Source organism: Actinocorallia sp. A-T 12471, from assembly GCF_033875155.1.
GTDB lineage: Bacteria > Actinomycetota > Actinomycetes > Streptosporangiales > Streptosporangiaceae > Actinocorallia.
In genome coordinates this window covers 182,806-208,400 of sequence record NZ_JAWZTE010000002.1, presented here as the reverse complement: position 1 = coordinate 208,400, position 25,595 = coordinate 182,806, and the positions used below count along the sequence as shown (strand labels likewise).

Annotated in this window: 21 protein-coding genes and 1 tRNA gene; 14 read left to right on the top strand and 8 right to left on the bottom strand. The window is 70.9% G+C overall.

Annotated features, from left to right (window positions below; genetic code table 11):
• The first annotated feature begins 182 nt into the window (after positions 1-182).
• Entirely contained in the window at positions 183-911 is a 729-nt protein-coding gene (locus R9X44_RS06125) for a hypothetical protein (RefSeq protein ID WP_319812990.1), read from the top strand.
• Here R9X44_RS06125 and R9X44_RS35715 read toward each other — a convergent pair.
• The gene (locus tag R9X44_RS35715) at positions 808-2,289 is read right to left on the bottom strand and encodes a phosphotransferase (protein ID WP_413774920.1); all 1,482 of its coding nucleotides are present in this window, start codon (positions 2,287-2,289) and stop codon (positions 808-810) included. The two genes, R9X44_RS06125 and R9X44_RS35715, sit on opposite strands and share 104 nt — an antisense overlap.
• A gap of 140 nt (positions 2,290-2,429) precedes the next feature.
• Between R9X44_RS35715 and R9X44_RS06115 the strand changes: the two genes are divergently transcribed.
• The 4 genes from R9X44_RS06115 (at position 2,430) to R9X44_RS06100 (ending at position 7,856) form a co-directional block, all read left to right on the top strand.
• On the top strand, positions 2,430-4,598 hold the full coding sequence (locus R9X44_RS06115) for a TerD family protein (protein WP_319812988.1): 2,169 nt from the start codon (positions 2,430-2,432) through the stop codon (positions 4,596-4,598).
• Positions 4,599-5,035: 437 nt separating this feature from the next.
• The gene (locus R9X44_RS06110; protein WP_319812987.1) at positions 5,036-6,571 is read left to right on the top strand and encodes an FUSC family protein; all 1,536 of its coding nucleotides are present in this window, start codon (positions 5,036-5,038) and stop codon (positions 6,569-6,571) included.
• Positions 6,568-7,077, top strand: coding sequence for a MarR family winged helix-turn-helix transcriptional regulator (locus tag R9X44_RS06105; protein WP_319812986.1), 510 nt, complete (start codon positions 6,568-6,570; stop codon positions 7,075-7,077). Before R9X44_RS06110 ends, R9X44_RS06105 begins: the two co-directional genes overlap by 4 nt.
• A 104-nt stretch (positions 7,078-7,181) precedes the next feature.
• Positions 7,182-7,856 (top strand): hypothetical protein, encoded by a 675-nt coding sequence (locus R9X44_RS06100; protein WP_319812985.1) that lies wholly within the window; start codon positions 7,182-7,184, stop codon positions 7,854-7,856.
• Here R9X44_RS06100 and R9X44_RS06095 read toward each other — a convergent pair.
• The 3 genes from R9X44_RS06095 to R9X44_RS06085 all read right to left on the bottom strand — a co-directional run bounded on the left by R9X44_RS06095 (position 7,853) and on the right by R9X44_RS06085 (position 10,792).
• Positions 7,853-8,743: a lysylphosphatidylglycerol synthase transmembrane domain-containing protein gene (locus R9X44_RS06095; protein WP_319812984.1), complete on the bottom strand. Its 891-nt coding sequence runs from the start codon at positions 8,741-8,743 to the stop codon at positions 7,853-7,855. The genes R9X44_RS06100 and R9X44_RS06095 overlap by 4 nt on opposite strands.
• Positions 8,744-8,868: 125 nt before the next feature.
• Positions 8,869-10,155 carry an ArsB/NhaD family transporter gene (locus R9X44_RS06090; protein ID WP_319812983.1) on the bottom strand — a complete coding sequence of 429 codons (1,287 nt, stop codon included), beginning with the start codon at positions 10,153-10,155 and terminating at the stop codon, positions 8,869-8,871.
• 145 nt (positions 10,156-10,300) lie between these two features.
• The gene (locus R9X44_RS06085; RefSeq protein WP_319812982.1) at positions 10,301-10,792 is read right to left on the bottom strand and encodes a CBS domain-containing protein; all 492 of its coding nucleotides are present in this window, start codon (positions 10,790-10,792) and stop codon (positions 10,301-10,303) included.
• Positions 10,793-10,951: 159 nt separating this feature from the next.
• Here R9X44_RS06085 and R9X44_RS06080 point away from each other — a divergent pair, with 159 nt between their 5' ends.
• Both R9X44_RS06080 and R9X44_RS06075 read left to right on the top strand, forming a co-directional pair.
• Positions 10,952-11,980, top strand: a complete 1,029-nt coding sequence (locus R9X44_RS06080) for a sensor histidine kinase (RefSeq protein ID WP_319812981.1) — start codon at positions 10,952-10,954, stop codon at positions 11,978-11,980.
• Positions 11,977-12,645, top strand: coding sequence for a response regulator (locus R9X44_RS06075; RefSeq protein WP_413774913.1), 669 nt, complete (start codon positions 11,977-11,979; stop codon positions 12,643-12,645). Before R9X44_RS06080 ends, R9X44_RS06075 begins: the two co-directional genes overlap by 4 nt.
• Positions 12,646-12,647: 2 nt before the next feature.
• Here the strand turns inward: R9X44_RS06075 and R9X44_RS06070 are convergent, their stop codons facing one another.
• Both R9X44_RS06070 and R9X44_RS06065 read right to left on the bottom strand, forming a co-directional pair.
• A complete protein-coding gene (locus R9X44_RS06070; RefSeq protein WP_319812979.1) occupies positions 12,648-13,529 on the bottom strand; it encodes a hypothetical protein in 882 nt (293 codons plus the stop codon).
• Positions 13,530-13,808: 279 nt separating this feature from the next.
• Positions 13,809-14,258 carry an ATP-binding protein gene (locus R9X44_RS06065; RefSeq protein WP_319812978.1) on the bottom strand — a complete coding sequence of 150 codons (450 nt, stop codon included), beginning with the start codon at positions 14,256-14,258 and terminating at the stop codon, positions 13,809-13,811.
• A gap of 214 nt (positions 14,259-14,472) precedes the next feature.
• On the opposite strand from R9X44_RS06065, the gene R9X44_RS06060 reads away from it, so the two are divergent.
• The 7 genes from R9X44_RS06060 (at position 14,473) to cutA (ending at position 24,809) form a co-directional block, all read left to right on the top strand.
• Complete coding sequence (locus R9X44_RS06060) at positions 14,473-14,709, top strand: DUF397 domain-containing protein (protein WP_319812977.1); 237 nt, start codon at positions 14,473-14,475, stop codon at positions 14,707-14,709.
• Between the two features lie 218 nt (positions 14,710-14,927).
• Positions 14,928-15,797, top strand: coding sequence for a helix-turn-helix transcriptional regulator (locus tag R9X44_RS06055; RefSeq protein WP_319812976.1), 870 nt, complete (start codon positions 14,928-14,930; stop codon positions 15,795-15,797).
• A gap of 399 nt (positions 15,798-16,196) precedes the next feature.
• Entirely contained in the window at positions 16,197-18,059 is a 1,863-nt protein-coding gene (locus R9X44_RS06050) for an AfsA-related hotdog domain-containing protein (RefSeq protein WP_319812975.1), read from the top strand.
• Positions 18,056-20,665 (top strand): PEP/pyruvate-binding domain-containing protein, encoded by a 2,610-nt coding sequence (locus R9X44_RS06045; protein ID WP_319812974.1) that lies wholly within the window; start codon positions 18,056-18,058, stop codon positions 20,663-20,665. The genes R9X44_RS06050 and R9X44_RS06045 overlap by 4 nt, the downstream gene beginning before the upstream one ends.
• A 1,042-nt stretch (positions 20,666-21,707) precedes the next feature.
• On the top strand, positions 21,708-22,946 hold the full coding sequence (locus R9X44_RS06040) for an MFS transporter (RefSeq protein ID WP_319812973.1): 1,239 nt from the start codon (positions 21,708-21,710) through the stop codon (positions 22,944-22,946).
• 53 nt (positions 22,947-22,999) lie between these two features.
• Positions 23,000-24,427: a pyruvate kinase gene (gene pyk / locus R9X44_RS06035; RefSeq protein WP_319812972.1), complete on the top strand. Its 1,428-nt coding sequence runs from the start codon at positions 23,000-23,002 to the stop codon at positions 24,425-24,427.
• A gap of 64 nt (positions 24,428-24,491) precedes the next feature.
• Positions 24,492-24,809, top strand: a complete 318-nt coding sequence (cutA, locus tag R9X44_RS06030) for a divalent-cation tolerance protein CutA (RefSeq protein ID WP_319812971.1) — start codon at positions 24,492-24,494, stop codon at positions 24,807-24,809.
• Here cutA and R9X44_RS06025 read toward each other — a convergent pair.
• Positions 24,787-25,050, bottom strand: coding sequence for a hypothetical protein (locus R9X44_RS06025; RefSeq protein ID WP_319812970.1), 264 nt, complete (start codon positions 25,048-25,050; stop codon positions 24,787-24,789). The genes cutA and R9X44_RS06025 overlap by 23 nt on opposite strands.
• 396 nt (positions 25,051-25,446) lie before the next feature.
• Positions 25,447-25,523, bottom strand: a tRNA-Leu gene (locus R9X44_RS06020).
• Positions 25,524-25,595: the final 72 nt, after the last annotated feature.

Sequence of the window (25,595 nt, the reverse complement as noted above, 5' to 3'; positions counted from 1 at the left end):
CACCCACCCCACCCCGGGCCCGGCCGACCCCCAGTCGCCGGGCCCACCCCTTTCCACCCCAAACCCCCCGACCCCGCCCACCGAGCAACACCCTCCACAAGCGCACTACGCAACTTCCCTGAACCGGACAATCGACGCGGTCTCGTAGATTCGGGAGTCGGCGGCTGTGGTTCCATTGTCTTGTGTATGACCACGTTGACTGGCGGTCCCTGGCTCATGGGGACGCGGCGGTCCTTGAGATTCCCCGCCTGCTCGGTGAGCTTGGGAGCGCGCCGACCTCAACTGCGGCGGCAGAGGCCGTGTACGGCCTTCACGAGATCGTCTGCTACGGCTCGGTCACCGTTGAACCGGCGGCCGTTCAGGTAATTCCTCTTCTTTATCAGATGCTTGGTTCTGCTGATTTTCACTGGGCGCAGTACGTCATACAGCTTATCGACACGATGGTCTGCGTTCCAGGGGTTATCGACGCCGTCGAAGGTGAACTTAAATACCTCGTGCGAACCGAGATACTGCGCGGTAGGCCCATTCTTCTGTCGCATACGCGAAGCGCTTCGACTGAAGTGAGAGGTATCGCGCTGACTGCGCTCGCGGACTCGTCACTGAACCCGTCTGAGGATTTTGTGTACTTCGCGGAAGCGTTTTCGGAGGAGGGCGACCCGGTCGTCCAAGGCGACCTGGCATACGCCATGGTCGCTCTGTACCTGCGCGACCCGAGTGCTGTGGTGGCGCTGCGAGGCAAAGACTGGATTGACGATCTGCTCGCCCACGAGAACCCCGCTGTCCGCTACAGGAGCGCGCAGTGCATGGTCATGGCTGAGCATGACCATGCGGGATTCCCGTTGCGGGCGCTGATGGAGACTGTCCAGTCCGAGGTGATGGCCCGGAACCTACTACGCTCCGAGTACATGTGACGGCCGGTGGGCTTGAGGTGGACGAGGGAAGGGGTTCGGGGTGTTTGGGGGTGGGTGGTGGGGTGGGGTTGGGTGGTGTCGGGGGGAGGAGGTTGTGGGGGTGGTGCGGAGGTTGGGGGAGGCGGGGAGTGCGGGGGAGGTGGAGGGGGCGGTTGTGGCGTTGCGGCATGCAGTGAGTAATGACCATGCGGGGACGTTGTGCTGTGCGGCGGTGCCTGCTGTGGGGGTGTTCTTGGAGGTTGTGGAGAAAGGGGAGGGGGAGGGGCGGGTTGCGGCGTTGGATGCGCTTCTGGACTGGTGGGGGGTGTTCTGTGCGGAGGAGGGATGTGCGGAGTTCACTGATCCGGAGGGGCGGGTTGGGGTGTTGGTTGACGCGATTGTTGCGGCTGTTCGGGCGGCGGATGGAATGCTTGCGGAGGTTCAGGGGGATGCGTCGGGAGGGGGGCAGCATCGGCGGCTGGTGCGGGAGTTGAGGGGGCTTGCGGCTGAAGGGTGGGGGTAAGCGGGCTGTGCGGGGGAGGGCGGCTTGGGGTTCTTTGCGGTGGGCGGGGGTGGGGGCTGAGGCTATGAGCATGGTGGTGAGGGAGAGGGCGAGGATGCGGGCGCGGTGGTCCTGGGCGGGGGTCGGGGGGCCGTAGGCGGTGAAGAAGGCGGCGCGGGAGGGGCCTTCGAAGGCGGCGTAGGCGAAGGAGAGGTCCACCGAGGGGTCGGCGGTGCAGGTGTCGCCCCAGTCGATGACGCCGGTGGGGGCGCCGTCGTCGGTGACGAGGAGGTGGCGGAGGTGGAGGTCGCCGTGGACGAGGACGCGGGTCTGGGGGCCGGGGTCGTGGGCGGAGTCCAGGAGGGCGGTGACGTCGGGGTCGGGGGTGTGGAGGCCGCGGCGTTCCAGGTCGGCGAGGGTTTCGCGGGCCATGCGGGCACGGGCGACGGGGTCGGCGCGCAGCATCGGGTCGTGGGGGAGGCCAGGGGGCGGGGTCAGGGAGTGCAGGACGGCGAGGAATCCGCCGAGGGCTTCGGCGGCGCGTATACGGGCCTCAGGGCTGAGGTTCGCCAGGGCGAGCTCGCGGCCGGGCAGGAACGGGCCGCCGACGAACGGCCAGGGCGGGTCGCCGTCGTCCTCGCCGACGAAACGTGGAGAGGGGATGGGCAGGGGCAGCTTCCCGGCAAGAGCCGGAAGGACGGTCATCTCCTTGCGCAGCAGGTCGAGCGCGATTTTGCGGTGCGGAAAGCGGAACGCCCACACCCCGTCGACAAGGAACACAGCGTTGTCCCATCCCGCGTTCAGGAACTCGACGCTGCGCGCCTCGACCTCGGGAAACCTGCCCCGCAACAGCCGCCGCACCTGCTCGACCCCGATCTCGCGCTCCGGCGTCCACATCGCCATCACCGCCCCCTCTCCTCACCGCGACTTTAAACCGGATCACGACCCGGCCGAGAAAGTTATCCACAGCCGAAAAGCCCGAGCGTCGCCGGATAAATCAGGAGACGGGGGTCAAAGGGGGATGCCACGATCGGGGCATGAGTCACGATCATGTGGTCGCGGAACTTGTGCTGCGGAGGCGGCGGAAGGTGCTGGTGCCCGACGGGCCAGGCGGCGACGGGCGCGCGGCGGCGCGACGGTTCGACGCGGTGCTGATGTCCGCCGGGTTCAAGCTGTCGAAGGACGCCCTCGACGCGTTCGGCGGCCTCGCCGACGAGGTCGTCACCGATCTCGCCGCGTCCGTGCTCGACGTCGTCCGGCGCGAGGTCGGCGACCACGTCGCGCACAACGCCTACTTTCGTGACTTCCCGGACGGCGTGCCGGACACCGTCGAGTTCTGGGTCGACTGCGTGCTCGACGCCCTCAAGGTGCTGCCTGTCGAGGAGTTCACGAGCGCCGAGGGCATCAACCTCCTGGCGCTGCCCAAGTACGGCCGCTACCAGCACACGTACGCCGAGTTGGTAGCGGCCCACGCGGAGTTCCTGCCTTCGGCGGACGACCGCGTCACCGTCCTGCATCTCGGCGGAGACGCCCGTACCGAAGCGCGTGAGCTGTACTTCGCTCTCGCGGGCAGTGCCGTGCCGTTGAACGAGGACGACCTGCGCGACCTGGCTTTCCTCGCCGCCCACTGTGCGCAGGGGCCGCAGCCGGAGGAGATCCCCGTGCGGGAGAACCGCGCGGTCGTCAACCGGGTGCGCCTGAGCGAGGGGCTGCCGCTGCTCGCCGACACCGTCACCGACGTGCTGCGCCTCGCCTGCGCCCTCTCCGACGGCGACGTCACGCTCGAGACGCCGACCAGGTTCCGTTCGCTTCCGCGCGGCACACGTCGCAAGCTCCTCGCCGCCCTCGACGCGATCGTCCGTGACGCCCCCGGCAAGCTCGCCGACGTGAACGCGCGCCGCGAGCAGTGGAAGCGCCTCGGGGAGCGCCTGCACCCGCACGAGTTCCCGCAGTGGCCGCACGCGCAGGACGTGTTCGCCGTGGCCCGCCAAGACAAGCGCGCTCCTTCCCTCGCCAGCAGGGTCGAGGCCGCCTTCGCCGACGGTGACGTGCCGCGCACGCTCGCCGTCCTACGGACCGCCCCCGGCATGCTGTTCCGCGCCCTTGACCGCCTGCTCCGCACCGCCGAGGGCGATACCGGCCTGCGTGACGCCGTCGTCAAGGCAGTCGCCGAGACCGCGCCCCACGTCTCAGGACGTGTCCTGCTCGGCATCCGGGAACACCTGATGAACCGGGAGATTCCGGGCGAGAAGCGCCGTGTGTTCGTCAACCGTAAGGGCGGCGCGCACGTGACGCCCGACGCGCGCCCCCCGCTCTCGCCCGAAACGATCTCCCACGTCTGCGAAATCCTCGACGCCGAGGTCCGCGCCCGCCTCACCCTCAAAGGGCCCATCCTGGTCGATCCCGACATCCTCGACGTAGCGCTCCCGCTGAGCGGGAAGGCCGCCCCGACGGGCTTCGGGATTCTGCCGCGCGGCTCGGTGACGCCGGTATCCACCGGTCTGCTCAGATTCTTCACGTACTGGAAGGAGCGCGAGCAAACAACCGACTACGACCTCTCTGTCCTGCTGTTCGCCGACGGCGACGACGGATGGGACGAGCCCGACTGGGTGTCGTACTCGAACCTCGCCGAGCACGGCGCGGTCCACTCCGGCGACGTCACCGAGGCGCCGGAGGGCGCGTCGGAGTTCATCGACATCGACCTCGCCAAAGCGCGGTACGACAGGATCGTCCCGCAGGTGCACGTCTTCTCGGGCGAGGGGTTCGCCGAGGTCGCCGAGTCCTTCTTCGGGTTCATGCTGCGGCAGGCCGAGCAGGACGGGATGCCGTTCGAGCCGGCGACGGTCCGGATGCGGTCCGAGCTGCGCGGCACCGGCCAGGTCGCGCTCCCGCTGGTCTTCGTCCGTGACGCCGTCGGCGGCTGGCGCGCGAAGTGGCTGCACGTCCACCTCGCGGGCCTGTCCGAAGGCAACACGGCGGAGAACACACGGGTGAGCACCGGCCTTCTGGTCGCCTCGATCGTCGACCGCGAGTACGTCACGTTCCGCCATCTGCTCGGCCTTCTCCCGGAAGGCTCCGTCCTGCCAGACGACGGCACCACCCCGGAGACCCCCGTCACGTACATCGGCCTGCAAGCCCCCGACCATCTCCCCGAGGGCTCCACGGTGTACGCGCTCGACAGTCTGCCGGACCTCGTCCCGCTCTGACCGCTATCGTGCGATCCGACCCGGAACGCGGGCTCTCAAGCGCCCGTGTTCCGGGCCCTGTTGAGTACGGCCCGGCGCGGCCATGGGAAGGCTTCCTTCTGTTCTCCGCCAGGGAATGCGCGCAGCCTCCCCGCCCTCCGCCCGGGCCCCCGCGAATAACCCGATGACGGCCCGGGCCCGCGCTGCTAGCGTGGGCCGCGTGGCGAGGCCATGAGGGCGCTTCCTTCTCACCATCTTAGGAATGACAGCGCTCTCGCTTCCCTCACCGCAGCTCCCTCCCCAGGGCCCCGGTGCGGCCATGGCGGCGCTTCCTTCTCCCTCTCTGTAAAAGAGCACGCGCCGCCGCCTTTTCCGCACCGAACCGGCCCCCACAGGCGTGGCGAAGGGCACAGTGGGCTACAAGTGTTTCACTAGTAAAACACTTGTAGCCTGTAGTCATGGTTCAGGGGGTTCTGCGGCCGAGGTTGTCGCTCACCGGGGTGTTCCGGGTCGGCCGGGTGGACGAGATCTGGTGGAAGAGGTCGGTCAGCGCGGTGATCGCGCTCGGCGTGCCCGATCTTGTCCTCGTCGCCCTGGGCCGCCTCGACCTCGCCATGTACGTCTCAGCGGGCGCGATGTGCGCGCTCTACACCCACGCCCTCCCGTACCGGCGACGCGCCAGGGTCCTCGCGTGGATCGGCGTCGCGATGACCGCGACCGTCGCCGTCGGCTCCCTCGCCTCGGCCCTGACGGACTCCGCGGCCCTTCTCGTCGCCGTGGCCGCCGTCATGGCCGCCGCCCACCGCCTGTTCTGCGAGGCCGCGAAGGTCGGCCCACCCGGCAACGTGATCCTGACGTTCATCGGCGCGGCCTGCGCGTTCGTCCCCGCGACCCCCGGCCAGGTCCCCGGCCACATCGCCCTGACGGCGCTCGGCGCGCTGTTCGCCTGGCTCGTCGTCATGGCCCCGGCCCTTGTCCGCCCGTACGGGCCGGAAAGGCGAGCCGTCGCTAGCGCGCTCGAAGCCGCCGCCCTGATCACCGACGCCCCCTCACGGCACCGCGCCGCCGCCGCGATCAACGCCGCATGGCGCGCGGTCCTCGCCGCCCGCCCTTCGGGCCTTGACAGGCTGCTCGTCCAGGCCGAGGAGGCGCTGTCGCGTCCGCCGGAGTCCGCCCGCCTCAACGCCCTCGCCGCCGGGCTCCGCGCCGGGAACGTCCCCGATGTCGAGCTTTCCGACGCCCAGGTCGCCGAACTCGCCGGCCTGGCCGCCGAACGGCACGCCGCCGCGAGCCCGTCGGTGCTGCTCCAGGGCCTGTGGCCGGTGGTGCTGCGCGTTCTGGTGTCGGCCCTGCTCGGCGGCTGGATCTCGCTTCTCCTCGGCGTCGGACACCCGTACTGGGCCGTCGTAACGGCCGCCGCGGTCTGCCAGGCGAGCGCCGACCTGTCCTGGCGACGGGCTGTGCAGCGCGTCTGGGGTAACTTCGCGGGACTCGCCGTCTTCGCCCTGCTCCTCCCGGTAAGCCGGACGGGTGCGGTCGCCCTCGTCCTGCTGATCTTGGCCTGCCAGTTCGTTACCGAGGCGATGATCACCCGCAACTACTGGCTCGGGACCGTGTTCGTCACCCCGATGGCCCTGCTCATGACGGAGTTCGCCGCGCGCGAGCCGGGCGCCGGGCTCGTCATGGACCGCGCGCTGGACACCGTGGTCGGCGTGGTCACGGGGATCGTCGCCTGCCTGCTGATCACCAACCACCGGGCCGCGCGCCGCACCGAGCGGGCCCTCGACCGGGTCGAGGAGGCCCGCGCGAAGGCCGCCGACGCCCCGCCCGCGCCCGCCGCGGCCGAACTCGCCGACGCCCTCGTGGGCCTGCGCGAGGCGGCCGACATCGCCGTCGGCGAGTGGTGGCGCGCCGGGCTGCCCGAGGAGCGGATCGCGGCCGTCGAACGCGACGGACACCGCGAGCTCGCCGCACTACAGTCGGGTGACCGATGAGGAGAGATGTGGAAGACGTCGTCGCGCGGGTGATGCGGCAGTGGCGCGAGGTCAGGCCCGACCTCGACCCCGAGCCGATGGCCGTGATCGGCAGGCTGAACCGCTGCGCCCTGCTGCTCCAGCAGGCCGAGGAGACCCCGCTCGCCGGGTTCGGCCTGACCCGCCCCGAGTTCGACGTGCTCACCGCGCTCCGCCGCGTCGACCACGAGGTCACCCCGGGCCGCCTCGCGAGGGAGACGTTCGCGTCCGGCGCGGCGGTGACCAAGCGTGTACGGGCACTTGAAGGACGCGGCCTCGTAGCCCGCCGTACGGACGAGCGGGACAGACGCGTCACGCACCTCTCCCTCACCGAAGAAGGGCGCGCGCTGACGGACGAGATCCTCCCCGCCCAGCTCGCCCACGAGGCGTCGGTCCTGTCGGCCCTTGACGAGGAAACCCGCGATGAGCTGGCCGCGAACCTGTCCAAGCTCCTGATCATCCTCGAAGGCAGACTCGGCGGTCTGTGATCTCCTGGTTTCGGGTGGAATCGTCCCTGAGCGAGTGGAGAAGTTCGACCCGTCGTCACCCGGGATTCCGGATGCGCCGCCGGAGGGTGACCTAGGGTGAGGGGATGGGGGAGATGCAGAGCGTGGAGCTCGCGGCGGACGCCGAACTCGCGTACACCGGCGTCTGGATGGGCGGCCTGCGCGGACAGCGGATGTTCCGCGAACTCGATCTCACCGACGCCGACGACGCGGTGCTCGGCGAGGTCGGCGCGATGGAGTGGCTGCGGGTCCTGAAGGCGCGCGGCACGTTCACCGACGCGGGCGTGCGGCGGCTCGCGGGCCTGCGTGAGCTGTTCGACCTGTGGCTGGACTCCGACGCGATCCAGGGCGACTTCGCCCCGCCGGACGCGCCGCTGCGCGTCATCTCGCTGACGGGCCAGGACCTCGACGACAGATCGCTGCGGCTGACCGGCAGGTATCCCGACCTGCGCGTGGTGCGCTGGTCGTCGGGCGCGGCCTCGGGCGACGGCCTCGGCTGGCTTCCGCTCGGCGTACGGATGCTCTACCTACGCCTGCCCCGCCTTGACGTCTCCCGCCTCGCCGCCCTCGCCCAGTTGCCCCACCTCGGCACCCTGACGTTCTCCGGAACCCCGCCGACGGCCGAGCTGTCGTCCCTGCTGGCGAACCTCGGAGGCGAGCTGTCGAGGGTCGACTTCCTCGGCGTCGAACGCCCCGACACCGAGACCTTGCGCCCGCTGACGGAGGCCGGGATCAAGGTCAACACGGCCCTGCCCGTCTAGGGCCTGGCCAGCGCGACCCTTGACGCGGCGATCCCGACCGGCACAGGAGCCCAGTAGGTGATCAGCCGGAACACCAGGACCGCCTGGAGCGCGGGCAGCGCCGCGATCCCGAGCAGGATCAGCGTCCCGGTGAAGGCGGCCTCGCTGGTGCCGACCCCGCCGGGCACCGGCACCGCGGAGCCGACCGCGCTGCCGACGAAGTACGCCCCGACCAGCACCCCGAGCTGCGCGGGGTCGGTCTCGGTGCCGGGCACCGCGAGCACCGAGAGCGCGAACGCGACGCCGAGCACCACCGCGACCCCCACGGACGAGGCCAGCACCCCGGCCAGGTCCCGGGGCCGTCGCGCGAGGTCGCGCAACGCCTCCCACGACTCCGCGAGCGCCTCACGCGGCGATCTTCCGCCGCCCCTGCGCGCCCGCCGCACCCCCGTCCACACCAGCGCCGTGACGGCGAGGCCGACCCCCGCCGCGACCAGCGCCATCCCGGGGTCGGCGAGCCCCGCGACGAACCCGCCGACCCGGTCGGCGACGCCGTCGAGCGCCTTGAGGTCCCCGGTCAACGCGATCACCAGCAGCACGACCACGACCCGGCCCAGCACGAGCCCGGCCGTGTAGGCGGTGACGGCGGTCGCCGCCGTGGGCAGCGGAATCCCGCAGACCGTCAGATACCGCGCGTTGACCGCGATCCCCCCGAGCCCGCCCGGCGTGATCCGCGCCGCCGCGGCGGCCGTGAACTGGGTGAGCGTGGTGCGGCCGAGCCGCAGCGGACGCCCGGCCGCCGACCGCAGCGCCGTCGCCTCGAAGACGTAGTGCAGGACGGCCAGGACCGCCAGCACGGGAACGACACCCCAGTGCATGGCGGCGAGCGCAGCGCCGACGGCCTCCATCCGAGGGAGTATCCCCCGGGACGGATATGGCGATCGTCAGCCCCGCGGACTCAGGCGGCAAAAGGAAAGGGCCGGACGGGACCCGAAGTCCCGTCCGGCCCCGCCCAGCAGAGCCGGGCTTCGGATCACGCCATCACGAAGTAGCGCAGCCAGACGTACGCCCAGGCCATCGCGGTGGTCAGAACCGTGACGAGCAGGCCGTACTTGGTGAACTGCCAGAAGCTGATCTTGTGGCCGGTGCGCGCGGCGATGCCGATCGCGACGACGTTGGCGCTCGCGGCGACCGCTGTGCCGTTGCCGCCGAAGTCGGCGCCGAGCGCGAACGCCCACCACAGCATCTCGCCGTCGCCCGGCGTCGCGGCGACCATCTGTTCGACGATCGGTGCGACTGTCGCGACATACGGGATGTTGTCGAAGAACGCCCCGAAGACCGCCGAGCCCCACAGCAGGACGCTCGCCGCCAGGAACGTGTCGTCGGCGAACGTCGCCGAGATCCACTCGCCGATCGAGGCGATCACCCCGGTGTGGACGAGGCCGGCGACCATGGCGAACAGACCCATGAAGAACACCAGCGTCGGCCACTCGACCTCGGCGAGCACGTCGTTGATGTCGGTCTTGGACACCAGCAGCATCACGCCCGCGCCGACGAGCGCGACGATCGACGGCTCGACGTGGAACACCGAGTGCAGCGAGAACCCGATGATCACGCCGCCGAGGACGACGAGGCTGCGCACGAGCAGCGTCCGGTCGGTGATCGCCTTCTTCTCGTTGAGCGCCATGACGGCCGCGACGTGCTCGGGGTGGTACTCGAACGACTTGCGGAACATCACCCGGGTCAGCAGCACGAACACCACGAAGATGATGACGACGATCGGCGCCATGTGCACGAGGAAGTCGTTGAACGTCAGGCCCGCGCGGCTGCCGATGATGATGTTCGGCGGGTCGCCGATCAGGGTGGCCGCGCCGCCGATGTTCGAGGCGAGGATCTCGGCGATGAGGTAGGGCTGTGCCGGGATCCGCAGCCGGTCACAGACGACGACGGTGACGGGCGCCACGAGCATGATGGTCGTGACGTTGTCGAGGAAGGGCGAGGCCACCGCGGTCAGGCCCATGAGCATGACCATCAGCTTGTACGGGCGGCCTTCCGACTTCTTCGCCGCCCAGATCGCCAGGAAGTCAAACAGACCTGTCTGTTTGATGATCCCAACGATGATCATCATCCCGAACAGCAGGAAGATGACGTTCCAGTCGATGCCCTCGTGCTCGGAGAAGAAGACCTCGGAGCCGGGGATGATCCCGAGCACGGTCATCAGGCCCGCGGCGACCAGGACGACCTTGACCTTGTTCACCTTCTCGCTGGCGATGAGCGCGAAGGCGATGGTGAAGATGGAGAGTGCGACGATTCCGGTCACCGGGCGTACCCCGGCGGGCCCGCGTCTTCCGCAGTCCTAGTTTTCAGGCATGACGAATCGACAAAATAGGACATAGGTCTCTCCCAACAGAAGAAAGTGCTCGGGAACGCCGAAGGCGGCGGTCAGGGCCGCCGCCCGGGTCCTCTTACTCGCCGGGGTCGCCGGGTCCGAGGACGGCGAGGCTGGTGAGCAGCCGGTCTAGGGTGATCGCCCCCATCAGCACGCCGCGCTCGTCGACGACCGCGGCCAGCGGGCTGCGGGTCCGCGCCATCAGGGCCGCCACCTCGAGGAGGTTGGTGTCGGGCCTGACGGTGGTGGGCCGCGCGGGGGCCTCGGGAAGGCAGTCGCCGACGGTCCGTTCGCCGAGTTCCTCCCAGAAGAAGTCGGCGTGCGCCTCGTCGACGGTGCGCGCGAGCGCGGGGGTCTCCCGGTACGCTCCCGGGATGGCCAGCCGGAGCACCTGGGTGCCCGGCAGGACGGACCACGGCTTGCCCCGGTCGTCCACGACGATGATGCCGGGGAGTTGGCGCACCGCCATGAGCTGTACGGCACGCATAACCGAGTCGTGCACGGTCACCGTGGGCAGGTTCGCGGTGATGTCGCGCGCTCGCATTCCACCATCCAGAGTGATTCTCATGGTCGCAAAGACCTCCTCGCCTCTCCAGTGTGGGACGAAAAGGACGATCTCACCATTGGGTTACACCCCCACATGTCCGTGGGGGCAGACCCCCACAACGCTCAGTAATGGGGGGCGCGGCCGATTGACCGATCAACGGTCCGTGAGGACGCTTGAGTGATGCGGGGAGCCGACGGCCGTTCTGAGGCCAGGAAACGCCTTGAGGCGAAGGGACCGGGCCAGTCGCTGTTCTGGAGACTGTTCCTCAGCAACGGCCTGGTGTTCGCGGGAGGGACCCTCGTCCTCGCACTCTCTCCCGCCACGGTATCCGCACCTGTGCTCTGGAGGGAAGTACCGGTTCTCCTGGTCGGCCTCGCGTTGATCCTCGGCCTGAACGGGTTCCTGCTGCGGCGCAGCCTCGCCCCGCTCGACCAGCTCGCCAGCGTCATGCAGCGGGTCGACCTGCTGCGCGGCGGCGACCGGCTGCCCGAGCAGGGCAACGGCGACCTCGCGCACCTGATCGACACGTTCAACCGGATGCTCGACAGGCTGGAGACCGAGCGGACCGCGAGCGCCGGGCGCACCCTCGCCGCCCAGGAGGCCGAGCGGATGCGGATCGCCAGGGAGCTGCACGACGAGATCGGGCAGAGCCTGACCGTGGTCCTGCTGGGCCTGAAACGCACGGTGGACCGCGCGCCGGAAGATCTCGTGGACGACCTGCACACCGTCCAGGAGGGCGTCAGGACGAGCCTTGAGGAGGTCCGCAGGGTCGCCCACCGGCTGCGCCCCGGCGTCCTGGAGGACCTCGGGCTGCGCAGCGCGCTGAAGTCCTTGATCAGCGACTTCTCCCGAACAAGCGGACTTCCGGTGACGAAGCTGGTAGACCCTGAGCTTCCCGAAGATCTCGGCCAGGACGTCGAACTCGTCCTCTACCGGGTCGCGCAGGAGAGTCTGACGAACGTGATGCGACACGCCGGGGCGTCCCGGGTGGAGATGGGGCTCACCGTGCGGGGCAGGGACATCGTGCTGTCGATCGCCGACGACGGCAAGGGCGGCGAACACGTCGAGGGGGCGGGTATCCGCGGCATGCGCGAACGCGCCGGGCTGATCAGGGCCAGGCTGACGGTCCAGGCGCGCCCCCAGGGAGGCACCCGGGTCACCCTGACGGTGCCAGGAAAGGCAGTCGAGGCCATGAGAGAGCGGAAATGACGGTGGAGACGACCGTGGAAACGACCAGGATCCTGCTCGCGGACGACCACGCCCTCGTCCGCCAGGGCCTGCGCATGATCCTCGACTCCGAGCCCGACCTCGCGGTGGTCGCCGAGGCGGCCGACGGGGCCGAGGCGGTCGAGGCTGCGGCGTCCGGCCAGGTCGACCTCGCGGTGCTCGACATCGCGATGCCGCGGATGACGGGGCTCCAGGCGGCGCGGGAGATCTCCCGGCGCGCCCCGCAGGTGCGCATCCTGATGCTGTCGATGTACGACAACGAGCAGTACTTCTTCGAGGCGCTGAAGTCGGGTGCCAGCGGGTATGTCCTGAAATCGGCGGCCGACCAGGACCTCCTCGACGCCTGCCGTGCGGCGATGCGCGGCCAGCCGTTCCTGTACCCGGGCGCGATGACCGCGTTGATCCGCGACTACCTCCAGCGCGAGAAGCAGGGGGAGCGGCTGCCCGACAGCATCCTCACGCCGCGCGAGGAGGAGGTGGTGAAGCTGATCGCCGAGGGCAACTCGACCAAGGAGATCGCCGAGACGCTGTTCATCAGCGTCAAGACGGTCGACAGGCACCGCTCGAACATCCTCGCCAAACTCGGCATGCGCGACAGGCTCGAGCTCACCAGGTACGCGATCCGGGCCGGGCTCGTCGAGCCCTGAGCTCAGGACGCGCCGACGAGCCATTCCGGATCGGTCCCCAGCCAGGTGCCGGGGAGTTCCTCGGTGCTCCAGCGGCGGCCGTCGAAGACCGCGAGGGCGTCCGCGCCGGCGCACTGCACCCCGGCGCGGCACTCGGCGACGGCGTTGACGCGCAGCGGCGCGCGCTCCTGGGCCCAGCGCCTGCCCGTCCAGTGCAGCAGGACGTCACCGGCCGCCGCGTAGGCGCGCCCGCGCCAGCAGGCGAGCGACGTGACGGGCCCGGTGCGGGTGCGCCACTCGCGCCAGGAGCGTCCGTCGAAGTGCAGGATGACGCCGTCGCGGTCACGTGCGCCGGCGGCGAGCAGGTTCTCGCCCGACGCGGTCACCGCGAGCAGCTTCGCGGGCCGCCCCGGCACGTCGACGGGCTTCCAGACGGCTCCGTCGTGCCGCAGGACGACGGACGTGGGCAGGCCGCTCCCGGGGAATCCGTGCCCGACGGCCCAGACGTCGCGGACTCCGGTGAGCACGTAGGGGAAGCCGAGTTCCGGCGCGCCGTCGTCGTGCCAGCCCGTGGGGCCGCGTCTCAGCAGGAGGGGCACCTCGGCGAGGCGGAGGCGGTCGAACGCGCCGCCGACCGCCACGTCGCCGGACACCGCGGTCAGGACCGCGCCGTGCAGGGCGGGATCGAACTCCGGCAGCGTCTCGGAGGTCCAGGCCGTGCCGTTCCAGGCGAGGATGAGCGGTCCCGCGCCGCACGCGCCCACCGCGTAGGGGGCGTCAACGGCGTGCAGGAGGGAGTCGGCTCCGGGATCGGGCACGCGGGTGCGGTGGAAGCCGTCGGCCTCACGCCGCGCGGCGGCTCCACGCACGGTCCGCGCCGCGGCGACGGGTCCCCCGACGTTCATGGCGCGAGACTATAGGCGGACGAATCGGTCATGTGGCCCTCACCGCCCCGGAACTCTGACCCGCTTTCCTGTTTACCCACCGTAGGTCGGATCGACTCGGGAAAACGCGGTTTCTGCATGCCGCCTCCCCTCGTCGTCGCGGGCGCGGCGGCGATGGGTCGCCGCCCGTCGCGGACAACAGTCCGGCGTTTGTCCGTTATTCCCGGGTTACCCGATGCGCGTAAGCGCGCTGTAAACGGACGCCTTAAGGGGAGAAGCACGGGGAGGGTTACGTCCGGGTCAGAGCGCGAACGACGACCAGACCGCCTTGCCGCCGGTCGACAGCGGCGCCCAGCCCCAGGCTTCGGCGAGTCCGGCGACGACCTGGAGGCCGCGGCCGCTCTCGGCGAAGTCGTCGGGCTCGCTGAGCACCGGGGGCTCGGGGTTGGGGTCGGTGACGATCGCGAGCACCCGCCGCTCCTGCGCCATCAGGATGAGCTGGATCGGCGCGCGGGCGACCCTGTGCCGTCCGGGAAGGCCGTAGCGGACCGCGTTCGTCACGAGCTCGGAGACCACCACCGCCGCGTCGCCGAAGACGCAGGAGAGGTTCCAGCCGCGCAGCGTGTCGCGGGTGAACTCCCGCGCCGCACCCGGGGAGCCCGGATCGCTGCTGAGCGGGCGCCGGACGAGCCGGTCGGTGCCCGACGAGGGCGGCGTGGGCCAGTGCGCGGCTTCCAGAGTCGGCAGCATCGCAGGCCATCTGCCTTCGTCGGCGCAGGAGAGCCGACGGCTGTGGATCATGCGAGGAGCCCGCTGAAGGGTCATGGATTGTCCTGTCACGACCGGATGATGCGTCGGGTGGGTGTCCGCTATCTTTCCCTTCGACGCGTGCAGGTGCAAGGGCTTCTGCACGTGCATCTGCCCTTGCGGCACAGAAAGATCATTGTTGGAACGGAGCAAAGCCATGGGGGAACACGCACTGAAGCCGTCCCATCACGGACAGGCGCCCGGGGGCTGGCTGAAGAGCCGAAGGAGCAACCCCAGCGGGAACTGCGTCGAATTGAGCGAGTTGCCCAACGGCGAGATCGCGATGCGCAACTCGCGCCATCCGGAAGGCCCGGTGCTCGTCTACACGCGAGCGGAGATCGAGGCTTTCATCGGCGGCGCCAAGGACGGTGACTTCGACCATCTAGTCGCCTAGTAGCGGGGGGCACAGCAGCGGGCGCCGGGTGGCGGCGCCCGGGTCCCGCCGACGCGGTCAGACCGTTCAGGCGGTCCATGATGTCCGAAATAAGAACGGGTGGAACCCGGCGATGTGCCATGGGATACTCGCGTGTTCCGGCGTATCGCAGACCCGAAGAACCGAAGACCCATGGATCAGGGGAGCCCTGGATGGTCCCACCCGCACCAGCCACCGTCATGAGCATCTCGGCCTCGGCGGGCGGCGGTCCGACGGTGTTGCGCATCCTTCTGGGCGCGCAACTGCGCCGCCTGCGCGAGGCGAAGGGGATCTCCCGGGAGGACGCCGGATACGCCATCCGCGCCTCCGACTCCAAGATCAGCCGGCTCGAGCTCGGCCGCGTCTCCTTCCGTGAGCGCGACGTCTCCGATCTCCTGTCCCTCTACGGCGTCCGGGACGAGGCGGAACGCGCCAAGGCGCTCGCCCTCGCCCGGCGCGCCAGCCGCAACGGCTGGTGGCACCGCTACAACGACGTGCTGCCGAAGTGGTTCGAGAACTACATCGGCCTCGAGGAGGCCGCCAGCCGCATCCGCTCCTACGAGGTGCAGTTCGTCCCCGGGCTGCTCCAGACCGAGGGCTACGCCCGCGCGGTCACCCTGCTCGGCCACAGCGCCGCGCCGCCCGACGAGATCGAGCGCCGCGTCGAGATGCGGATGCAGCGCCAGGAACTGCTCACCGGCGAGGACCCGCCGCTGGTGTGGACCGTCGTCGACGAGGCGGCCGTGCGCCGTCCCCTCGGTGGGCGCGCGGTGATGCGCGAGCAGCTCACGCGCCTCATCGAGCTGTCGGAGCTGCCCCGGGTGACGGTCCAGGTCGTGCCGTTCGCGCGCGGCGGGCACGCGGCGGCCGGCGGCCCGTTCAGCATCCTGCGGTTCGCCGAGCCCGATCTTCCCGACGTCGTCTATCTGGAACAGCTCACCAGCGCGCTGTATCTCGACAAGCGCGACGACGTCGAGCGCTACCTCGCGGTGATGGACCAGTTGTGCGTGGAGGCCGAACCCGTCTCGGCGACCGCCGATGTTCTGACCCGCATCCGCAACGACCTGTAACGCTCGCCGAACGCCCGGCCCGGTCCCGTGACCTGCGGCCGGGCGTTCTTTGTTGCGGCGGGAACGGGTGCGGGAGCGCGGCACGGAAAAAGAGAATGGCGTCGTTGCGCAATTCACCGGCTGTGTTGACTGCGGTCCGAAATGTCATGTTGACTCCTGTTACCTCGGCGCGATCCCTTACCGGGCAGGGAATCCGGGCGGGGCAGTGACCTGCGACACTCCGCAATGGAGCGCCCTGTTAAAGGTGTGTGAACGCTTGCCGCCAGGGCTGTGGCGATTTGACAACAAAGATCAGATCATCTTCGATGGCCTTTCTTGAAGGGATATTTCAGGACGGTTCGTGATCGGTCCGGAGCGCTGTGCGATCCGGGGCCGGGGACGCCGTGGGGAGAGGCGGGCATGACGGGGACGACCGCACTGGCCGGAGCGGGCACAGCGCCCGCGCAGACACCCGAGATGACCATCGGGGCCGAGCACGCAGAGCCCGTCCCCGCCGCGCTGTCCGCGCTCCCCGGCAAGCGCGCGCTGTTCGCTGTGGACAGCTACTTCCGCGACGGCTGGGACGACCTCGTCGAGACGGTCCCCGACCCGTGGTCACTCCTCGACGTACACGCCACAGTGCTGCTCACCCCCGACGCCGTCGCAGGCCGTCGGCTTGAAGCCGCGCTCGAGTGGCTGCTCGAGCAGGACGCCGTCATCGCCGCCGCCGAGCCGCTGCGGCTCGACCGGCACAGCACCCGCGCGCTGTGGTGGTACCAGTGGAACGTCGCGACCCGCGAGCGCCGCGCCCTCACCGACCTCCTCGCGAGCGCGGGGGAGAGCCTGCTCCTTGTCGCCAGGCTGCCGCGCGCGCCCATCCCGGCGACGCTGCGGATCAGCCAGCGCAAGGGCAGCGCCGACCCGTCGCGGCGGGAACGCTGGCAGCTGCGCCACCGGCTCGACGGGCCGCCCTCCCAGATCGGCACGCTCATCACCTTCGCGCACACCGCCGACGAGCCCGCCGACCTCGTCCGCGAGTTCGGCATCCTGCTCGACGGCCCGGACCGTCGCCGCGTGTACGCCGACTTGGCGGCGGGCGTAGACCGTGAGGCGGAAGCGCGCGCGCTTATCGCGGAGCTGTACGAGCGCGTTCCCGGTCATGACCTTTCCGTGCCCGCAGCGCGTGATCGGGCGGAGCGCGGCACACCCGTCGACCCGTGGGACGGGGTCGTCCTCGGCGGCGCGGCGATGGTCGCGTCCCCGGAACCGGACAAAGCGCCGCTGGTGACCGCGGTGACCACCGCGCAGTGGGAGCACCTGACCGCGCAGCCGACGCGTCCGCTGCGGTTCGACCGGACCCTGCCCTACCGGCTCGTCCACAAGGCGGGTCCCGCGAGCGTCCTGCTCACCGACCAGCTCGCCGCGCCCGGCGGCGCGGTGCTGCTCGCGGGCGAGCTGCCGACCGCGCATCGCTTCCTCAACGACCTGCCGCGCACCGGCGTCGGCCTCGACCTCGCGCCCATCCTCGAGCTGACCAGGCAGAGCTGTTACGTCCTCGCGCACGCCCACCACGGCGCGCCCGACGACGCGCGGTTCGCGCTGCGCGGCCTGCGCGCGGCGCTGGTGCCCGGCGCGAGCGCGCACCGGCGCGTCAGGATCGAGGCGACCGTCGCCGAGGCGCGCCGCGACGGACTCGACCTCACGCTGCGCTTCTTCGGCATGGACGGGCTCGGCATGGACGGCGACGGCGACGGCGTGCCGCTCGCGAACGCCGCGTCGTCGTTCACCTGGATGGGCGAGGAGTCCTGGCGGGCCGAGCGCGCGGCGGGCCGGGCGAGGCACGGGCTCGGCCCCGAGGTCGGGCCGCCCGACATGACCGGAACCTTCCCGGCGGCCCGTGCCGTCGGACGCAGCCACGACGACAACGTCATCCTCGCCGACCCGGTCTGGCGGCCGGGGACGATGACCGCCCGGGTCGTCATGGATCCCGCCAACCCCGGACTTTTCGACAAGCCGCAGGACCACATCACCGCGGTCGCGCTCATGGAGGCCGCCCGGCAGGCCGCCTTGTGGGCGACGTCCCGGCACCTTGCCCTGCCGGCCGGACAGCTCGCCGTTACGGCGCTCGACAGCACCCACCCGGGTATCGGGGAGCTTGACGCGGCCCTGTCCTGTACGGCCCGTATCGTCGCCGACAGGGGCGGGAAGGCGTCCGTCGCGGTCTCCTTCGCGCAGGACGGCGTCGAGGTCTGCGCGGCGAGCGCCGAAGTGGTGCGCACGTGATCGGCGGCAAGGCCGCGCACCTGCGCACCCTCGCCGACGCCGGATTCGCCGTGCCGCCCTGGTCGGTGATCGGGCTCGACGTGCTGCGCGACTTCAGGCTGCGGTCCGGGCTCGACGCGGAGATCGCGGCGCTGCTTTCCGGGCTCAACCCCGACACCGCGTACGACATCGCCGAACGGATCGCCAAGGCGTTCGCCGTCACGCCGCTCGACGGGCCCGCGCTCTCGGCGATCTGGCGGGCGTACGACGCGATCGGGCAGGGGCGGGTGGCCGTCAGGTCGTCGGGGGCCGATGAGGATCTGCCGAACGTGTCGTTCGCGGGGCAGTACTCGTCGTTCCTCGGGCTCTCCGGGTTCGACGCGGTGGCCGAGCACGTCAGGGAGTGCTGGGCGTCGGGGTACTCGGCGCGGTCGCTGGTGTACCGGTGGCTGCACGGGCTGCCGACCGACCGGATCGACCTCGCCGTCATCGTCCAGCGGATCGTGCCCGCCGAGGTGTCCGGGGTCATGTTCACCGCGCATCCCGTCACCGGGAACCGGGCGCAGTCGCTCATCAGCTGCGTGTACGGGCTGGGGGAGACGCTGGCGTCCGGGGCGGTCGACCCCGACACGTTGACCCTTGATCGAGAGAGCGGGGTCGTCGGCGACGCCGTCATCGGGGAGAAGGCCGAGCGGCTCGACGCCGGACCCGACGGGCCGGTGCTCAGCCGGGTGTCCGGGCACCACCGCGAGCGGTTCGCGCTCACCAACGACCAGGTCGGCGAGCTGGGCGAGCTCGGCGCGGAGATCGAGCGGCTGTTCGGCTGCCCGCAGGACGTCGAGTGGGCTTTCGCGGACGGCGCGTTCCACGTGCTCCAGGCCCGGCCCATCACCACGCTCAGGGAGGCGGAAGGCGAACTGCGCGTCTGGGACAGCGCGCACATAGACGAGGCGTTCGGCGAGGTGACCGCTCCGCTTACGTTCAGTTTCGCGCGGTCGGCTTACCAGAAGGTGTACCGCGACCACGTGCGCGCGCTTGGCGTGCCCGAGAGCGACATCGCCAAGATGGACGAGTGGTTCGGCGACATGCTCGGCTACTTCGACGGACGCGTGTACTACAACGTCCTGAACTGGTACAAGGTGATCCGGCTGCTGCCGGGGTACAAGCTGCATCGGCGTGTGCTCGAGCGGGCTCTGGGCGTTCGGGAGACGTCCGACGAGCTCGCGGACGCGCAGCATCCGATCGACTCCGCCGGGCGGCAGCGGCTTGTGCGGCTGCGGGTGGCCGTCCGGTTCGTCCGGATGTTCTTTGGGGCGCGGCGGTCGGTCTCGTCGTTCGTCGACGACTTCGCCGAGGCCGCCGCGGAGTTCGAGGGCGTCGACTACTCCTCGATGCCGGGGCAGGAGGTCAACCGCGCGCTGTACCGGCTGGAAGAGCGGCTGCTCACGCGGTGGGGGCCGACGGCGGTGCTGGACAACGTCCTGATGCTCTCGTTCGGGGTGCTGCACGGGTTGAACCAGCGGTGGTTGCGGGACGCGCCGGCGTGGCTCGCCTGGGAGGCCGTGCGGCCGTCGAACGAGCCGGGGCCGGCCGTCCGGCGGATGGGGGAGATCGCGGCGGAGCTCGCGACGCGTGACCGGCTCGCGGTGGAGGTCGCGGCGCGGGACGTGAGCGCGTTGCCGGAGTGGCTGGCCGAGGCGCGGGGGGATGACGCCGTCTGGCTGCGGGACGCGCTGACGTGCTACCTCGCCGAGCACGGGCATCTTGGCGGGTTGAAGCTTGAGGAGCCCGACCTTCGGGATGATCCCGTCCGGCTCATGGGGCTTCTTCAGGAAGCGTTGCAGAACGTGCGGAGCGGGACGGAAGCGGAGGAGGCGGCTGCGGCGGCGCGGCGTCGTGCGGAGGCGGAGGCTTACCTTGAGGCGCGGCTCAGCGCGCCCAAGAGGTTCGTGTACAACCTCGTCCGTACGAAGGTCCGTGAGGCGCTGCATGAGCGCGAACGCGTCAGGCACGCGAGGGTGCACGCGTTCGGGCTCGCGCGGCGCATGTTCCAGGCGATCGGCCGCGACCTGGAGGCCGTCGGCGCGCTCGGCGACCGCCGCGAGGTGTTCTTCCTCAAGGTCGAGGAGATCCGCGCCGCCTACGCGGGCACCCTCAACCACCGCGAGATGCGCCCGCTCGCCGACCTGCGCCGCGACCAGCAGACCCGCCAGCGCCTGATGCCCGCCCCGCCGCCGCGCTTCACCACGCGCGGCAGCGTCTACTGGAGCCTGCGCAGCCCCGACCCCGGCGACGACCCCGCCGACGTCCTGCGCGGCATCCCGTGCAGCCCCGGCATAGCCACGGGCCCCGCCCGCCTCCTCGACGAGCCCGCCGACGCCGAAGGCGGCATCATCGTCACCCGCCGCACCGACCCCCGCTGGGTCTCCGTCCTGTCCACCGCCTCCGGCCTCCTCATAGAACGCGGCGGCCCCCTAAGCCACGTCGCCATCGTCGCCCGCGAACTCCACATCCCCGCCATAGCCCGAATCCCCACCCTCACCACCCGAATCCCCCCCAACACCCCCCTAACCCTCAACGGCACAACCGGCACAGTCCACCTCCCCACCCCCACCCCCCACCCCTAACCCCCACCCCCCGCCACCCACCCCACACCAAGCACCGCCCAACACCCGCACGCCCGACACCCCCACCGCGCAACGCCTGCGCGCCTGGCGGCCTCCGCACCGAGCGACGCGCAACGCCCGTGCGCCCGGCACCCGCACCGAGCGACGCGCAACGCCCGTGCGGCTGGCACCCCCCTGCACCGAGCGACGCGCAACGCCCGTGCGGCTGGCACCCCCCCGCACCGAGCGACGCGCAACGCCCGTGCGGCTGGCACCCCCCCGCACCGAGCGACGCGCAACGCCCGTGCGGCTGGCACCCCCCGCGCCGAGCATCGCGCGACGCCCACGCGGCTGGCCGCCCGCGCCGAGCATCGCGCGACGCCCGTGCGGTTGACGGCCCCGCGCCGAGCATCGCGCAGGACCCGTGCGGCGGCGAGGACCGCACCGAGCACGACGCGCCCAGCGGTCGTGAGCGCCCCGCGTAGCGTCGGGCAAAGAGACTAGCGCGGGCGCGCATGGGCTACGCCCGTCGGTCAGCGCGCCGCCACCCCCACGCGGGTCAGGGCTCCCACCCCGGACGCCGCGCTTCGCCTACCGAACGGGGGCCTGCGCGGCGTTGCTTTCTCCGAACGCCGCGCTTCGCCTACCGGTAGGAGGCGGCGCGAGTGGGGTGCGGGCGTCGGTCAGCGCGCCGCAACACCCACGCGGGTAGGGGTCCCCACCCCGGACGCCGCGCTTCGCCTACCGGTAGGAGGCGGCGCGCGTGTGGGGTCTCCTCCGGACGTTGCGCTTCGCGTGCCGGCAGTAGGCAGAGTCCGTGGGTGGGGTTCCCTTCCGGAGGTTCCCGGTTCAAGTCTTCGGGCGGGGTGGGGTTTCCTTCCGGAGGCCCCGAGCGCCGCTAGGCGCTCGGGGCCGGAGGTTTGGGGTTTGGGGTTGGGGTTTGGGGTTTGGGGTTCTGGGGGTTTGCGTAAAATGTGGGGGACCGCAAGGCGGCTGTTCTGGGATCAGGGCGGTATCTACCCCGGTCTGACCGTTGGTCGTCGAGGGTGGAGAGAAGCGGGCCTTGCGGGCTTATGTGGGTGTGTTGGGGACGCCGGGGGCCTGGCGGTTCCTCGTGCCGGGGATCTGTGCGCGGCTGCCTTACGCGATGCTGCAGATCGGGACGTTGCTGCTCGTCGAGTGGGCGACCGGATCTTACGGGTGGGGCGGGCTCGCGGCGGCGGCCGCCGCCGTCGCGCAGGCGCTCGCCGCGCCGCAGACCGGGCGGCTCGCCGACCGGCACGGGCAGCGGGCCGTGCTCTACCCGCAGACCGCCGTGCACGTCGCGGCGCTCGGCGCGCTGCTCGTCGCCGCGCAGACGGGCCTGACGCCCGGCTGGCTCGTCGCCCTCTCAGCGCTGGCGGGCGCGACGATGCCGCAGGTCGGCTCGATGGTCCGCGCGCGCTGGGCGCATCTCCTGCCGCCGGGCAGCGTGAGCACGGCGTTCGCGGTCGAGGCCGTCACCGACGACCTCATGTTCACCCTCGCGCCGATCGTCCTGATCGCTGCCGCGACCGGCGCGAGCCCCGTCTGGGCGCTCACCGGCGCGCTCGTCCTCGTCGCCTTCGGCACCCTGATGTTCGCCACCGTACGGACGGGCAGGCCGGCTCCCGTACCCGTCCCGTCTACGGGCGGCACCCGTGTGTTGGGGCTGCGCGGTGTCGGCGTCGTCGCGGGCGCGTTGCTCGGCGTCGGCACGGTCTTCGGCGCGCTCCAGGTCGCCGTCACCTCCTACACCGAGCAGCTCGGCGACCCCGGCGCGGCGGGCACCATCTACGGGACGTTCTCGGCGGGAAGCCTCGTCGGCGGACTCGTCTTCGGCGCACTCCGCCTGAAGGGCAAGGCACCGCGCCGCCTCGCGTTCCTCATGTGGGCCCTGTCGGCCGCGCTGCTGCTGCCGCCGCTCGCGTCCTCCACCGGCCCCCTCTACGCGGCGGCCGGGGCGGCGGGCCTCATCGTCGCGCCCGCGTTGATCACCGGCTACACCGTCCTCGACGGGCTCGCCCCCGCGCACGTCAAGACCGAGGCGTACACCTGGCTCACCGGCGCGACCGGCATGGGCATCGCGACCGGCGCGGCCCTCGGCGGCCAGCTCGCCGACCGGTTCGGCCCGGAAACCGCCTTCCTGCTCCCTCCCGTCACTGTCGCCTTGGCCGCCGCCCTCGTCGTCTGGCGACGGGCTTCCCTGACGGCCCCGGCCGCGCCCGTCACCGAAACCGTTGGTCTAGACCACTCCACGAAGTTCTCGATGAACAGACGGTGATGTCTAGCTGCTGTTTTGCACCTACTGTCGGGTAACTACCTAGGGTGGTATCCGTGAGTCGTCGAGCGAAGATAGTCAGCACCATCGGTCCCGCGTGTTCCAGCCGCGAGCAGATCCTGGCCCTCGTGGAGGCCGGGATCGACGTGGCCCGGCTGAACATGTCCCACGGAAGCCACGAGCAGCACGAAGAGGTCTACCGCTTCCTGCGCGACGCGGCCGAGGCCACCGGTCGGGGCGTCGGCGTGCTCGCCGACCTCCAGGGCCCCAAGATCCGCATCGGCCGCTTCCCCGACGGCCCGGTCCGGCTCAACGTGGGCGACGAGTTCACCATCACCACCGAGGACGTGCCCGGGTCACGCAAGGAGGTGTCCACCACCTACCAGGGCCTGCCCGGCGACGTGACCGGCGGCGACTTCGTCCTCGTCGACGACGGCAAGGTCTCCCTCAAGGTCCTCGGCGTGGAGGGCCCGCGGGTGCGCACCGAGGTCGTCGTCGGCGGCATGGTGTCCGACAACAAGGGCCTCAACCTGCCCGGCGTGGCCGTCAGCGTGCCCGCCCTCACCGACAAGGACGAGGCGGACCTGCGCTGGGCGCTGCGCGTCGGCGTCGACATGGTCGCCCTGTCGTTCGTGCGCAACGCCGCCGACGCCCAGGAGTGCTACCGGATCATGGACGAGGAGGGCGTCCGCGTCCCCCTCATCGCCAAGATCGAGAAGCCGCAGGCCGTCGCGGCGCTGCCCGAGATCGTCGACGCGTTCGACTGCATCATGGTCGCGCGCGGCGACCTGGGCGTCGAACTGCCGCTCGAGCAGGTCCCGATCGTGCAGAAGCGCGCGATCGAGCTGTGCCGCGACAAGGCACACCCGGTGATCGTCGCGACCCAGATGCTCGAGTCGATGATCAGCGCCCCCCGCCCGACGAGGGCCGAGGCGAGCGACGTCGCCAACGCCATCTTCGACGGGGCCGACGCCGTCATGCTCTCGGGCGAAACGGCGGTCGGCCAGTACCCGATCGAGGCCGTCCAGACGATGTCCCGCATCGCCGCCGCGGCCGAGGAGTCCCACCTCGACGCCGCCCACACCCTCGACCGCAGGCCCGAGACCACCGGCGGCGCCATCGCCCGAGCCGCCGCCGAGGTCGGCGCGATCGTAGGCGCGAAGGCTTTGGTCGCCTTCACCATGTCCGGCGAAACCGCCCGCCGCCTGGCGCGCTACCGCAGCCCCATCCCCCTCCTGGCCTTCACCGAGGTCGAACGCGTCCGCAGCCGCCTGGCCCTCACCTGGGGCGTCGAAACCTTCCTCGTCCCCCACGTCGACCACACCGACGAAATGGTCGCCCAGGTAGAACAGGCCCTCCTAGAACTGGGCCGCTGCCAAAAAGGCGACAAGGTAGTCATCGTCGCCGGCTCCCCGCCCGGCACCATCGGCTCCACCAACGCCCTACGCGTCCACCGCATAGGCGACGCCATAGCCCACCACTGACCCGCCGCCCCGCCCCGCCGCTCATCCGGCGGGGCCTCGGCCTTCCTGGGATGAGTCCGGCCCCGTGACCCACCTCAACGTCACCACCGCACTGGGCACCCGCGAAGAAGCCCTCGCGCTCCTCCGCTCCGCCGTCAAGTCCCGCCACGCCGCCTCCGGCCAGATCCACGGCCCCGTCACCGCAGCCTGGTGGCACAACGGCGAATACGGCGAAAGCGAAGAGTGGGTCCTCCTCCTCAAAACCACAACCGCCAACCGCGCCGCCCTCGAAACCCACCTCGCCGAATCCCACCCCTGGGGCACCACAGCGGAGGTGACCGTCACCCCCATAGACGGCACCCCCTACTACCTCGACTGGATCACACGAACGACGACCGGCTGAGCCAGTCCTCGGCGTGATCGAGGAGGTCGCTGACGCCGCCCTCCGCGGCGTACTGCTCGAATCTGTACATAAGCGACCCGATCCTCTGACGCGGCCGCACCGACGCGACCCCCGTCGCAAGCTCCATCGCGCGCATCGCCGTCGAGGTGGCCTGCTCCAGCTCACGCCCGAGCTCGGCCCAACAGCGTCCCGCCATGATCTGGAGTTCGATCTGGTCGACCCACGCCGCCCAATGGGGCACTTGCCCGCGGCATTCAAGGAGCGCGGTCTCGGCGTCGCCGAGAGCTCGTGCGGCACCCGCCTCGTCACCCCGCACAGCGTGCGCCCACGCCTGACGCTCAATGAGCAGCGCCCGAACCGCACCCGGCGCTCCAGCCCCAGCCGCGCCAACGGCCTCACCGTAGTGTCGCCTGGCCTGTTCATGGGCTCCGGCGTCCAGCGCCGCCCACCGCACTGGGGCGGGGCTCGGGCAAGGGAGCGCCGAGCGGCTTGACGTTGTCGCCGACGAGATCCGTGGGCGAGTGACCCGGCCCTGAGGGGCCGGAACCCGTCGACGCGCAGGGTGCCATGAGCGCAAAGCAGGGATGGGCTCGTTAGAGCTCGATCGCCGTCCGGCTGGAGGGCGGGTTATTCAATGTGGTGCCTCGGGTGGGAGTCGAACCCACAACGAACGGGTTTTGAATCCGTCTCCTCTGCCAATTGGGATACCGAGGCGGGGTCCGGTGGAGCGGACCGGTGCGTACCGGGGTCTAGCCGACCCGGGACAGGCACCAGGGTACAGGTTCC

Coding starts and splice junctions, on each gene's coding strand:
- R9X44_RS06050 (WP_319812975.1), top strand. CDS start 16,197: ATGACGGGGACGACCGCACTGGCCGGAGCGGGCACAGCGCCCGCGCAG.
- R9X44_RS06115 (WP_319812988.1), top strand. CDS start 2,430: ATGAGTCACGATCATGTGGTCGCGGAACTTGTGCTGCGGAGGCGGCGG.
- R9X44_RS06095 (WP_319812984.1), bottom strand. CDS start 8,743: ATGGAGGCCGTCGGCGCTGCGCTCGCCGCCATGCACTGGGGTGTCGTT.
- R9X44_RS06055 (WP_319812976.1), top strand. CDS start 14,928: ATGAGCATCTCGGCCTCGGCGGGCGGCGGTCCGACGGTGTTGCGCATC.
- R9X44_RS06075 (WP_413774913.1), top strand. CDS start 11,977: ATGACGGTGGAGACGACCGTGGAAACGACCAGGATCCTGCTCGCGGAC.
- R9X44_RS06100 (WP_319812985.1), top strand. CDS start 7,182: ATGGGGGAGATGCAGAGCGTGGAGCTCGCGGCGGACGCCGAACTCGCG.
- R9X44_RS06110 (WP_319812987.1), top strand. CDS start 5,036: ATGGTTCAGGGGGTTCTGCGGCCGAGGTTGTCGCTCACCGGGGTGTTC.
- R9X44_RS06105 (WP_319812986.1), top strand. CDS start 6,568: ATGAGGAGAGATGTGGAAGACGTCGTCGCGCGGGTGATGCGGCAGTGG.
- R9X44_RS06085 (WP_319812982.1), bottom strand. CDS start 10,792: ATGAGAATCACTCTGGATGGTGGAATGCGAGCGCGCGACATCACCGCG.
- R9X44_RS06065 (WP_319812978.1), bottom strand. CDS start 14,258: ATGCTGCCGACTCTGGAAGCCGCGCACTGGCCCACGCCGCCCTCGTCG.
- R9X44_RS06060 (WP_319812977.1), top strand. CDS start 14,473: ATGGGGGAACACGCACTGAAGCCGTCCCATCACGGACAGGCGCCCGGG.
- R9X44_RS06080 (WP_319812981.1), top strand. CDS start 10,952: ATGCGGGGAGCCGACGGCCGTTCTGAGGCCAGGAAACGCCTTGAGGCG.
- R9X44_RS35715 (WP_413774920.1), bottom strand. CDS start 2,289: ATGTGGACGCCGGAGCGCGAGATCGGGGTCGAGCAGGTGCGGCGGCTG.
- R9X44_RS06070 (WP_319812979.1), bottom strand. CDS start 13,529: ATGAACGTCGGGGGACCCGTCGCCGCGGCGCGGACCGTGCGTGGAGCC.